The organism is Oceanobacillus manasiensis (assembly GCF_000724085.1).
GTDB classification, from domain to species: domain Bacteria; phylum Bacillota; class Bacilli; order Bacillales; family Amphibacillaceae; genus Oceanobacillus_B; species Oceanobacillus_B manasiensis.
Genome location: NZ_CCDL010000001.1, coordinates 249,738 through 261,808 on the forward strand (window position 1 = coordinate 249,738; position 12,071 = coordinate 261,808).

Below are 12,071 nucleotides of genomic sequence, written 5' to 3' on the forward strand. Positions count from 1 at the left end.
ATAAATAGCAGACTATTACACCTTAGAAAGAATGTAACAGGGAAGGATGGTAACATGAAACAACGAATTAGAATTATACGAGCAGTCAAATATACAGGCGCTGTTGTCTTGGCAATAGGAGTATTAATATTCTTGTATGGCTTTTTCATTAGTGACAGGAGCCTCTGGACAGGAATTGGCATTGGCACCGTAATGGGTGCAGTTTTCCTCTTCCTAATGGGTGTGTTTTTTGTTGGGACAGAAGAAAAAATAAAAGAACGTTATGGAAAATTAAAATCTAAAAATGAAAATACAAATTAAAGATTATTCCTAATAAAAAAGGAGTGCTAATAGCACTCCTTTTTTCATCCTTACATATATCCCCAAATCAATGCCAGTAATGAACCAAAGACTGTCACTACTGCAATGAAAACACCGTAATAAACGTTAGCTAAAATCAAACCACTGTCCTCTGTTTCTCTAGCATGCATGAATACCATTAACTGCAACATTGCTTGAACAAACGCTGTGATGAGTAAGATGGTCATACCCATTGCGAATGACATATCAAACATTACTACTGATAAAGCAACAGCTGTTAAGACAAGAGAGAAAACAAATCCCATTACTTGTTTTAGTGGAAACAATTCCTTCATTTACATCATTCCTTTCAGATAGATGAAACTGAAAATAAAGATCCAGACAACATCTAGAAAGTGCCAGTAAAGAGAGAATATAAAAGATTTATTAGCAGTTTCTGGTGTGAAACCACGTTTTGCAACCTGTATTAGGATAAATATTCCCCAGAACAGACCTAAGGTAACGTGCAATCCGTGTGTGCCTAATGTTGTTAACAAAGCAGATGAGAAGGCACTTACTGTTAAGCCAGCTCCTTCATGGATGTAATGAGTAAACTCATATATCTCCACACTAAGGAAAGCTAAACCGAGCACAAGGGTGATGATGAAGAAAGTCATCATCGCCTTCTTGTTGTTAAGTCTCATTGCATGGATAGCTAAACCAACGGTAAAACTACTTGTAAGCAGCAAAATTGTTTCAAATAACACTGGAGCTATTTCAAAGATTTCTGCCCCACTAGGTCCACTTCCATGACGACCTTCTAACGTAAAGTAGGAAGCAAATAATGTTCCAAAGAGCATGACCTCTGCTCCAATAAAGATCCAAAAACCTAATATATTCAAACGGCCCTGTTCAGAGCTATACTCCAACGGCTGCGAGTGATCCAATTTCATTATTTTCCACCTCGCAATTCAGATTCTGTTTTTTCAACTTCCTCTAGTGATATATGACGCCCATGATCCTTCTCAAATGAACGATGCATTAAGCATGCACAAATACCTAATAAGGAAACAATTACACCAATCCATATGCTAAATATAAAGGAGAACCCGAGTACAAAGAACAATGCACTCATTATAAACGGCACGCCACTATTATTCGGCATGTGAATTTCTTTTAGTTTTCCTTTAAATAGCTTATGACCATTGTATTTGGAATCCCAGAACGCTTCACTTGAGTCTACTTCAGGAATGGTTGCAAAGTTATACTCTGGTACTGGTGTATGTGTTGCCCATTCCAGTGAACGTGCATCCCAAGGATCGCTTCCAATATCTCTTGATGCATAACGCGTACTGTAGTAGATATTGTAAACAATTATGATAAACCCAATGGCTAATGCTACTGCACCGACAAACGAAAGCATATTCCAGAACCCAAATCCTGTTGATTCAGAGTAGGTATACATACGACGTGCTTGCCCATCTAACCCGGAAATAAACATTGGGAAGAACGCTACACATGTACCGACTGAAATAAACCAAAATGCCCACTTACCAATTCGTTCGTTTAGCATGAAGCCAAACATTTTTGGCCACCAGTAGGTTAGACCAGCTAACATCGCAAATACCACACCAGGAATAATAACTAAGTGGAAATGCGCTACAAGGAACATCGTGTTGTGATATTGGTAGTCCGCTGCAGACATACCAAGCATAACACCTGTTACCCCACCGATTGTGAAAATAGGCAAGAACCCTAATGAATACATCATCGGCACGGTAAATCGGATACTCCCTTTATATAAGGTGAATAACCAGTTAAAGATTTTAATACCGGTTGGAACAGCAATCGCCATTGTAGTAATAGAGAAAATACTGTTAACCATTGCTCCCTGCCCCATCGTAAAGAAGTGATGGACCCATACTACGAATGAAAGAAGCGAGATGATGACCATAGAAGCAACCATCGATTTGTACCCATATAAATTACGCTTTGCAAAGGTAGAAATGATTTCACTATAAATACCGAATGCTGGAAGCACTAAAATATAAACCTCCGGATGGCCCCAAACCCAGAATAGGTTGGCCCATAGCATATCCATTCCACCATTACCTGTTGTGAAAAATTGTGTGCCGAATAAACGGTCCATTGTTCCCATTGCAAGTGCAACAGTTAGAACAGGGAATGCAAACGTAATAATTAAGTTGGTTATAAGTGCAGACCAGGTAAACATCGGCATCTTCATAAGCTTCATGCCTGGTGCACGCATTTTAAGGATCGTTACAATAAAGTTAATACCCGTTATTAAGGTACCTATCCCGGCTATCTGAATGGCAATCATATAATAATTGGTTCCGACTGACGGGCTAAACTCATTACCTGCCAACGGAAAATATGATGTCCAACCAGAGCTCGGTGAACCACCAATAACAAAGGATAAGTTAAATAACATAGCACCCATAAAATAAAGCCAAAAGCTTAGTGCGTTTAGTCTTGGGAATGCTACGTCACGTGCACCAATCTGAAGTGGTACAACAAAGTTCATCAAGGCAATAATAAAGGCCATTGCCATAAATATAATCATAACAACACCGTGTGTTGTAAATATCTCATTATAATGTTGCGAATCAAGCAACTGAGCTTCCGGAGTGGCTAACTGAGCGCGCATCATCAGTGCGTCAACCCCACCACGGAAAAGCATAAGGAGCGCAGAAATTAAATACATGATACCAATTCGCTTATGGTCAACTGTTGTTAGCCATTCGCGCCAAAGATAACCCCATTTTTTAAAGAACGTTAAACCAGCGATAATTGCAAGTAGGGTAATCCCAATCGCAACCATGGAGGCATATATAATCGGACTTGGATGAGGTATCGCAAAACGTTCAAAGAACTCCATAATTTTTACTCCTTTCAAACCTTCTATAAAGTAAAACTTCATTTAAAAAGGACTGTTCGATTTTTCAACCGTCCCGTCTCTCAAAACTTCACATGCACAGGCCGGCATGGCAGCACTTACGCTGAAACACGCCGACCTTATTGTTGAAGTCTAGGACATTTTTATAAATTAGTGATCATGGTCATGCTCGGAATGGTCACTATGTTCATCATCTGATTGGTCAGAGTGCTCCTCATGGCTTTCTTCTGATTCTCCTCCATGATTATGACCACCATGTTCCCCTTCAGGTGCTGGCATGAACTCAAGGTGTGTACCCGTGAAAGTTTGTTGACCTAGATGACCTGGCTCCAGAAGTTCTTCAAATTCATCTTCTGTTATCGGGTCTGCAGTCGTTTGGACTTCCTCCACCCATTCATCAAACTCATCTGGTGATACGGCATTTACATTAAAGGTTTGCTCTGCAAATCCTTCCCCACTAAAGTTAGCATTTCTACCAGAATATTCACCAGGAACATCTGCTGCTAAATGGAGTGTCGTTACCATATCGGCCATCGCGTATTTCTGTCCACCCAATTGTGGTATCCAGAAAGCACTTATCGGTCCGTATGAATACAATCTGAATTCAAGCGGGCGATCTGTAGGAACGTATAGGTAATTCAACGTCTCAATATTTTCTTCTGGATAGCTGAAATGCCATTTCCAATCAGAAGAAGATGCGTAAACAACTAATGGTTCTTCATCATACCCTTCTGGCGTTGCTTCAACCTTGTAGTTACTTTCGACTGATACGAAAGAAAGATAGGCTACAATCAGCACAGGAATTCCTACACAAATTGCTTCAACCCAAAAATTCCCCTCAATATGGGGTGGTTTATAATCCTCTGGCTGCTTAGATGCTCGGTATTTAACCAGCATGTAAATTAAGATGGCAAAGACTGCAATGACGATAAACGACATAATTGCAATTGAAAGTAGGATAACATCCGCTTGCGTCTGAGCTTGTGGTCCCTTTGGATCCAATACAGCTAATGGCTCACAGCCTGTTAATACAGTAAGTACAGTGAGGATAGCTGCTAGTATCATCCATTTTATTTTCATAGAGATACTCCTTCCTTATAAATTAGCTATATTTTCTAACCTAAAAAAACTATTATTGTTACATACTTCACAAAGCTATTATCATCTTAATACCAGATCGGTAGAAATACAATTAGAAAGTATTTTCTGTCATAAAATGTTCAAGGAAATTCGTACAAAAAGTGAACATTTATCAAAATTAGTTTCACAATACTTTTTTAAAAATTGGGTTAGCTGGTCAATAATGGATTCCGCCTTTTGGTCGATTAGCAACTTAACTAAATATTGCCTAAACCCATTTTAAATATATAATAGAATTAAAAAGAGAAAGTTTGAGGGCAAACGATGAAGGAGCAGAAAGTATTTACTATTGAAGATGTGATTGAAGCACCAATTGAGTTGGTATTTGACTGTATAAATGATGATGAAAAAATCAAGCAATGGAATGAACTACTGATTGAGAACATTTATCCTTCAAGGGAAGCCAAAGAAGCGGCTCTTCCTGGAACAAAGTTTCAAACGGTTCAACTAGTAGGGAAAAAAGTCTTTACCATTGATTCAGAATTAATTGAGTTTGCTGCACCACACCTTATCGTTATGAACTCCTATTCAAAAGAAGGAACAAGTATTACGCGATATAAATTAAACCAGGAAAATAAGAGTACGAGATTAACCTTAGAATCTAGCATGATTCCTAGTAACCTTTATTATTTAATCTTAACTAAAATGACCGGGTGGCTAGCAAAATTTGCCTTTCAAGAGCAATTTGAAAAACTGAAAGACTATGTTGAAGAAGAACAGGAGTATGGTGCATAAGCACGTCCCTTCTTGTTCATTATGTCAGCCTTTATAAGCAAATAAGAAGCCAACCGTAAAGCTGGCTTCTTTTCCCCTTTTCCCAATCTTAATCTTCTAATACAGTAATTGTTTTTGTTGAACTTGTTCCATCAATAACTTTTTGAAATCCGAAAATGCGACAGTCTCTGTATCCTTTACGCCATATTTACGAACCGTTATGTTTCCACTGTCAGCTTCATTATCACCGATTACCAGTGTATAAGGAACCTTGTTCATTTGAGCTTCCCTTATCCTGTATCCTAGCTTCTCATTCCGTTCATCTAATTGAACCCTCATTCCAAGTTGTTGCAATTCGCTTTGGAGCTTCAAACTATAATCTACGTGTACCTCGGCAACCGGAAGTAATTGTACTTGTACTGGAGAAAGCCAGACAGGGAATGCCCCTGCAAAATGCTCAATAAGAATGCCAAAGAAACGGTCAATTGATCCATATATGGCACGATGAATCACTACAGGTCTATCCTTTTCACCCTTTTCATTTACATATGTCAGATCAAATTTCTCTGGCATTTGGAAGTCCAGTTGAATCGTTGCACACTGATGGCTTCGCTTTAAAGCATCCTTAATATGAAAATCAATTTTAGGGCCATAGAACGCTCCATCTCCCTCATTCACATGGTAATCAACGCCTATTTGTGTCAGAACATTTTCTAAAGACTTCTCTGCATGAAGCCATAATTCATCTGAACCAAGTGATTTATGCGGACGTGTGGAAAGTTCAATACTATAAGTAAACCCGAATGTAGCGTACATTTTGTCCACTAACTGTATAGCTGACTTTACTTCTTCTTCAATTTGATCTTCTCGAACAAACAGATGGGCATCATCTTGGCAGAAGGAACGTACCCGTAGCATCCCGTTTAAAGCACCACTATACTCATGCCTATGAACCTGGCCAAATTCCGCCATTCGAACTGGTAGATCACGATAGGAATACAAGGCATTCTTAAAAATCAGCATATGACCAGGACAGTTCATCGGTTTCATCGCAAACTTTGTATTATCAACTTCAGAGAAATACATATTTTCTTTATAATGATCCCAATGCCCGGATTGTTCCCATAAACGCTGATTCATCATATATGGTGTGCGAACCTCCTCGTAACCAGCTCTTGTTTGCAGCTCTCTTGAAAAGGCTTCTAATTCATTTCGGATAATTTGACCTTTTGGCAAATAAAATGGCATCCCAGGGGCTTCCTCAGAAAACATGAAGAGTTCTAATTGCTTCCCTAACTTCCGGTGATCGCGCTTTTCTGCTTCCTCTCGTAATTGCAGGTATTCCTCTAACGCTTTCTTTTTATCAAAAGCTATGCCATACACGCGTTGCATTACATCTTTGTCCTGGTCACCTTTCCAGTATGCGCCTGATACATGTGTAAGTTTAAAAGCATTGATCATACCAGTTCTTGGCAAATGAGGCCCCCGGCATAAGTCGACAAATTCCCCTTGTTGATAAATGGAAATTTCTTCGTTCTCTCCTAATCCTTCGAGAATTTCGAGTTTAAAGGATTCTCCTCTCTCTTCAAACAACTCTCTTGCCTCACGAGATGATACCACCCTTCGATTTATTGACAAATTTTCATTTATAATGCGCTTCATTTCTTTCTCAACGGTATTAAGGTCATCCTTTGACAAAGTCTGGTTCAGCTTCACATCGTAATAAAAGCCATCTTCAATGACTGGCCCAACCCCTAACTTCACCTCATCAAAGCATCGTTTTAACGCTTGTGCCAAGATATGCGCCGCACTGTGACGCAATACATTTAATGCCTCCTCGTCCTCTAGAGTTAAAATAGATAACGGCCCACCTTTAACGAGAGGCTGCGTCATATCCACAAGCTGCCCATCAACCTTCCCTACTATCGCTTTCTTTGCCAAACTTGAACTAATGGATGAGGCAACCTCCTGAATTGTGATTCCTTTTGCATAATCTTTCACTTGCCCATCCGGAAATTGAACACTTATCTGCTCCATAAAACATCCTCCTTTTAAATAAAAATATAAAAAACGCACTCATCCCAATAAAGGGACGAGTGCGCTACCCGTGGTTCCACCCAACTTCCCAATGACAAAATCATTGGCTTTGGTTGCTTTAACGCAGCAATTACGGTATTGGTTACTCATTTCCCCAATACAGCTCCAAGGTGGTGAATTATTTCCCATCACTAGGGAGTTCTCAGCACTCCTCCCCTCTCTGTCAGCTGTAAAAATAATACATGTCCTCTTCCTAGCTTAAACTCTTCTTGTAAAACAAAAAACACATCCATCCCTGTACAAGGGACGAATGTGTATATTCGTGGTTCCACCCAATTTTACAATGAACAAATACATTCATTGACTTTGGTTGCTTTAACGCAGCAATTACGGTATTGGTTACTTTGATTTCCCCAGTACAGCTCCGAGGTGGTACATTAATTTTCTGCGTTAGGAAGTTCCCAGCATGCCTTCCCTCTCTGATAACCGGTAAAATTAATGCATTTCCTCATCTACACTTTGCATAACTAATTTTTATATATGCTATTACAAATATGAAAAAAAGGCAATACCTTTTCAAGAAAATTCAAACTTACCATTCACTGTTCTTGTTTTATTTACTAGTTAAATAGGGAAAAAGTAAAAAAAGAAACCGATCCAGGAGGGGATTATATTGCGTCCATGGAAAATATCCATTGTTTATCTACTATTTTTTGCTGGCATGATTTTTATAAACTATTCTGTCGGCTCACAGGTCGGCCAGGTTGCCAATCAGGATCCAGCGCTCATCCAGCCTGCTGGTTATGCCTTTTCTATATGGGGGCTTATCTATTTACTCTTGTTCGTTTGGATTATAAAAGGCTTTTTTACATTTGAGCCAAAAGCAAATCTGTATAAAGAGCTAAAGTATATCCTTCCCCTTAATTTTGTATTGAACAGTATATGGATTGTTACCTTTACACAGCAAATGATCCTGGGATCGACAATCGTTATTCTATTGTTATTGTTTTCCCTTGTGTGGATCTATCGAAAGGTACATCAACATCCTGCAAGCAATACTTGGGACTACGCGCCTTTTTCTATTTACACGGGGTGGGTATCACTTGCAAGTATTGTAAATATCTTCACCTATGTGGAGCGTAGTGAGATGCTTTCCTTTATTGGGCTAGGGGAAGTGGGCTGGACACTAGCTGCGATAATCGGAATTAGTTTGGTTGCGATTTCATTGCTTTTATTACAACGAGATACGCTCTACCCACTCGTCTTAATTTGGACGTTTATTGCAATTCTGATCAATGTCCAACAGAACACCTTGCATTGGACACTTATCAGCAGTATTACTATAGTAAGTATTATCATTCTTTATAGTGTTTTCTCGACGCTACGAAAACGAAGGAATAGAATTTTTAGTTAAACTAAAATAAATCCATTTGTCGTGGCGCTAAGCCTTCAAATTCAATGCCTAATATTTTCTTGAAGGTCTTCGCATTGTCTGCAGCATCGCCACCCGAATTATTATTAAACAATACGACAATATCCTTTGTATGATTATTTAACTCAAGGATTCGTTCTTTCCATTCTAATAGTTCTTGCTCATTATAGTTATATAGATAGCGAACTTCTCGCCAATTTGCGTCCTTTGGCTTATTCCAGCCATACAGATTTCGGCCATGCATGCGTATTAAGGTCACCTTCTCATCAGTAGCAACAGGTACAATGGGAACTGACCCTTCCCCTGCTTGGGGTTCATCTACAATGGAGTGGATCCAACCTTCCTCTCGCATAAACTTAATGGTTTGGTCTCTAAACCTTTCATCGAACCAAGTCTGGTTTCGGAATTCTAATGCAACGGGGATATCGCCCATTTGCTTTTTACAAAAACGCAAGTAATCAACATTTTCCTTCTTACAGGTAAACCATGGTGGAAATTGAAAAAGTACCATCGCTAATTTGTTTGCCTGTAAATACGGCTTTAGGGAGTCAGTAAATGCTTGAAACATCTCTGTTTTCGAGGAGAAGTGGTTTTCCTCCCCACGCTGATGTCCTGTCATCCCTTGGTATGCCTTGACAATAAAGCGAAAATTTTCCGGTGTTTCCTTCACCCATTTTTCTACATTTTTTTCTGGTTGAATGGCATAGAAAGAACTATCCACCTCTACAACAGGAAAGTGACTGCTGTATTCAGGAAGTTTATCCTTCGGTTTCGTCTGGGCTGAATATAATGCATGGTGATCTCCCCAGCCTGTTAATCCTATGTATATCATCGCCATCCCTCCTAAGGATAGGATAATGCATGCAAACATGGAAAAACAAGCGGGAGGAGCCCTCTCCCTCTAACTTTGCCAAAGGATTTAAATTTCTACACAGTTACGCATGCTTTTGCCCTAGCTTTTCTACTCTTTTCAACCAAGTAGCCCGCTTATAATCTGCAGCATTTTTAACTGGTGTTATTTCGGTTATACGTACCTGTTTAATACCACAAAACTTCAATACATTGCGTTTCATTACTTGATGTCCTGCACGCCGGTAAACAAAACGGTTATACCAGGATGGTGTGTCCATCGATACAATAAGGTGGGCTGTTTTCCCAGTCAGTAGTTTATCCCAAAGAGGAGAATTTTCTCGGTAACGAAAAGCAAACCCTGGCAGAAATACCCGATCAATAAATCCTTTTAAAACAGCTGGCATAGAACCCCACCATGTGGGATACACAAACACCAAATGGTTCGCCCATTTAATCCATTTCTGTGCCTTAATTAGATCTTCCTCTAATTCAGTTCGCTTTCTATATCCATATTTTAAGTTTGGTGTGAATTCTATTGTACTTAAATCAATATAGCGAACTTCTGCTGTGTCAGAAGCCCCCTCTTTATATGCCTGGGACAAACTAGCACAAAGACTTTCCGGATCTGGATGACCATTTATAATCAAAATTCTTTCTTTCATTACACTTCCTCCTCCTTTTTTCAAAATATAAAATCTCCATTTACATGCTATAGTAGTGTTAATACAAAAATCATAAAATAGTTGCTGAGATAAAGGAATGATGAATTCCGCAATAAACATGGTAATATGCGCAAAGTAGAGGAGTGGTATGTATGACGGCTTCAGGAGTTCCCATTTCCATGGTGTATCCAATTATAAAATCACTTCAAAGACATGGTATAAAAGAGGAGCAGCTATTCGATATGGTGGACATGAATCCTAAGCTTCTTCGTAATGTAGATGCTCGAATTAGCGCAATGGATTTAGTGAAGTTAATGCGTGCTGCAGCTGTCTACACGGAGGATGCCTTTTTCGGATTACATCAAGGAGAACAAATAAATTTTGAGGACCTAGGAGTGCTTGGCTATGTTATGTTACATTCGAAAACAATTGGTGATGCCCTCCGCGCCTATCAACGGTATAATGTAATCTTATATAATGGATTTAACCTTGATTGGGAGATAAAAGACAACAAGCTGGAAATCCAGCTGGACTTACAGCCATATGATCATATGTCACGACATTGCATTGAGGATATGGCTAGTTCTGTCTATCACCTCACCTGCAAGCTTAGTAATCGGAAGATCCCGTTGCATTCTGTACAATTCAGCCATGAGAATCCAGGGGACGACGTGGCGGCCTATGTCTCAACCTTTGGAATTGAGACATCATTTGCAGCTGAAAAAACAGCTCTATGTATGGATAGTAAAGTTCTTGATTTTCCCGTCCTATATGCGAATCCAGAGATTTTAAGGGTGTTTGAAAAGCTAGCAAAAGAGGGTAGTGAAACGATCACACAGGCAAATCTCTTTTCCTATCAAGTGGTAAAATGGTTAAAGGAATGTATTCCGTCATTTTTTCCTTCCCTTAATCAGACGGCTAATCATCTAGGGTTAAGCTCCCGAACGCTGCAAGCAAATCTAAAGGACGAAAACACATCATTTAGCAAGCTTTCCATTCAAGTTCGGAAAGAAATGGCAGAAAGCTATCTTGCTGATGGAAAACATTCAGTTGGGGACATCGCTTATCTCTTACATTATTCAGAACCAAGTGCTTTTCAAAATGCGTTTAAAAGCTGGACCGGAGTGTCCCCAGGTAAGTACCGGGAAAAAACTATACTAAACTAACAGAAATTTATAACGATGGGTGTTCTTACATGGTACAGTTTACTATTGTCAATCCAAGGGAATTTTTTTACTAGGAGGGATAAGTATGTCTATTGTCATGCAAAGAATATATGATAAGGAAAGCCCTTTAGGAGGAAATCGGGTTCTTGTAGACAGAGTGTGGCCCCGGGGTATTTCGAAAGCAGATGCTAACCTAGATGATTGGGTAAAAGGCGTCGCACCAAGTACAGAACTAAGAAAATGGTTTAATCATGATCCTGATAAGTTTGAGAAATTCAAACAACGATATAAAGAAGAACTAGAACAGGGTAATGAGCAGCAGGAAACGCTCGAAAAACTAAAGAAAATGGCTACGAATGAAAGGCTCGTTCTATTATATGGAGCCAAAGATAAAACATATAATCACGCTATTGTGCTCAAGGAACTATTAGAAGGTGAATAATATGAAAAACGGCTTTTTTGAACAAGTATATGATCTCGTTTCTCAAATCCCGACAGGTAGTGTGGTTTCCTATTCACAGATTGCTAGAATGTTGGAACAACCACATAATGCTAGAGTTGTCGGCTGGGCGATGAGGCAAACACCTCCAGAACGAAATCTGCCCAGCCATCGAGTTGTAAAAAAATCTGGAGAGCTTGCTCCAGGGTTTACGAACCAGCGACATCTCCTTGAACAGGAAGGTGTCACCTTCGACCAAAAGGGCAGGGTGCTAATGAAAGTGCACAATTGGAATCGTTAAACTAGGGCTTGCACACTAAAATGCCAGTCTGTGCACGACTGGCATTGTCTCTGGTGCAGCACATTTTATAAGCGAGCTAACTATAATCGCTCCGCGAGCTCTTTTATTGTTTTTTTGGACTGCTCGGCAAAA

13 protein-coding genes and 2 other annotated features are annotated in these 12,071 nt (G+C 39.5%); of the genes, 6 read left to right on the plus strand and 7 right to left on the minus strand.

The features are described from left to right. Nucleotides 1–54 precede the first annotated feature (54 nt). Complete coding sequence (locus BN985_RS01335) at nt 55–300, plus strand: hypothetical protein (protein ID WP_042220636.1); 246 nt, start codon at nt 55–57, stop codon at nt 298–300. Nucleotides 301–350: 50 nt separating this feature from the next. Here the strand turns inward: BN985_RS01335 and qoxD are convergent, their stop codons facing one another. The 4 genes from qoxD to qoxA form a co-directional block, all read right to left on the minus strand. Next, nucleotides 351–635 (minus strand): cytochrome aa3 quinol oxidase subunit IV, encoded by a 285-nt coding sequence (gene qoxD / locus BN985_RS01340; protein ID WP_042220637.1) that lies wholly within the window; start codon nt 633–635, stop codon nt 351–353. Continuing rightward, nucleotides 636–1,232 carry a cytochrome aa3 quinol oxidase subunit III gene (gene qoxC / locus BN985_RS01345; RefSeq protein WP_042220638.1) on the minus strand — a complete coding sequence of 199 codons (597 nt, stop codon included), beginning with the start codon at nt 1,230–1,232 and terminating at the stop codon, nt 636–638. Further along, on the minus strand, nt 1,232–3,178 hold the full coding sequence (gene qoxB, locus BN985_RS01350; protein WP_042220639.1) for a cytochrome aa3 quinol oxidase subunit I: 1,947 nt from the start codon (nt 3,176–3,178) through the stop codon (nt 1,232–1,234). The genes qoxC and qoxB overlap by 1 nt, the downstream gene beginning before the upstream one ends. 168 nt (nt 3,179–3,346) lie before the next feature. Further along, a complete protein-coding gene (gene qoxA, locus BN985_RS01355; protein ID WP_042220640.1) occupies nt 3,347–4,276 on the minus strand; it encodes a cytochrome aa3 quinol oxidase subunit II in 930 nt (309 codons plus the stop codon). Nucleotides 4,277–4,600: 324 nt separating this feature from the next. On the opposite strand from qoxA, the gene BN985_RS01360 reads away from it, so the two are divergent. Then, entirely contained in the window at nt 4,601–5,071 is a 471-nt protein-coding gene (locus BN985_RS01360; protein WP_042220642.1) for an SRPBCC family protein, read from the plus strand. A 96-nt stretch (nt 5,072–5,167) separates the two neighbouring features. On the opposite strand, the gene thrS is transcribed toward BN985_RS01360, so the two are convergent. Beyond that, on the minus strand, nt 5,168–7,087 hold the full coding sequence (thrS, locus tag BN985_RS01365; protein ID WP_042220643.1) for a threonine--tRNA ligase: 1,920 nt from the start codon (nt 7,085–7,087) through the stop codon (nt 5,168–5,170). 48 nt (nt 7,088–7,135) lie between these two features. After that, nucleotides 7,136–7,351: a binding site (T-box leader), on the minus strand. A gap of 35 nt (nt 7,352–7,386) precedes the next feature. Further along, nucleotides 7,387–7,611 (minus strand) — a binding site (T-box leader). 149 nt (nt 7,612–7,760) lie between these two features. Between thrS and BN985_RS01370 the strand changes: the two genes are divergently transcribed. Further along, nucleotides 7,761–8,501, plus strand: a complete 741-nt coding sequence (locus tag BN985_RS01370; RefSeq protein WP_052360579.1) for a tryptophan-rich sensory protein — start codon at nt 7,761–7,763, stop codon at nt 8,499–8,501. A gap of 1 nt (nt 8,502) precedes the next feature. Here the strand turns inward: BN985_RS01370 and BN985_RS01375 are convergent, their stop codons facing one another. Together BN985_RS01375 and BN985_RS01380 are read right to left on the minus strand one after the other, a co-directional pair. Then, nucleotides 8,503–9,351 (minus strand): DUF72 domain-containing protein, encoded by an 849-nt coding sequence (locus tag BN985_RS01375; RefSeq protein ID WP_042220645.1) that lies wholly within the window; start codon nt 9,349–9,351, stop codon nt 8,503–8,505. A 103-nt stretch (nt 9,352–9,454) separates the two neighbouring features. Further along, nucleotides 9,455–10,033: an NAD(P)H-dependent oxidoreductase gene (locus BN985_RS01380; RefSeq protein WP_042220647.1), complete on the minus strand. Its 579-nt coding sequence runs from the start codon at nt 10,031–10,033 to the stop codon at nt 9,455–9,457. A 152-nt stretch (nt 10,034–10,185) separates the two neighbouring features. On the opposite strand from BN985_RS01380, the gene BN985_RS01385 reads away from it, so the two are divergent. The 3 genes from BN985_RS01385 to BN985_RS01395 all read left to right on the plus strand — a co-directional run bounded on the left by BN985_RS01385 (nt 10,186) and on the right by BN985_RS01395 (nt 11,939). Beyond that, complete coding sequence (locus tag BN985_RS01385) at nt 10,186–11,199, plus strand: AraC family transcriptional regulator (RefSeq protein ID WP_042220649.1); 1,014 nt, start codon at nt 10,186–10,188, stop codon at nt 11,197–11,199. Nucleotides 11,200–11,284: 85 nt separating this feature from the next. Continuing rightward, nucleotides 11,285–11,641 (plus strand): DUF488 domain-containing protein, encoded by a 357-nt coding sequence (locus tag BN985_RS01390; protein WP_042220650.1) that lies wholly within the window; start codon nt 11,285–11,287, stop codon nt 11,639–11,641. Nucleotide 11,642: 1 nt separating this feature from the next. Further along, entirely contained in the window at nt 11,643–11,939 is a 297-nt protein-coding gene (locus BN985_RS01395; RefSeq protein ID WP_042220651.1) for an MGMT family protein, read from the plus strand. Nucleotides 11,940–12,071 lie beyond the last annotated feature (132 nt).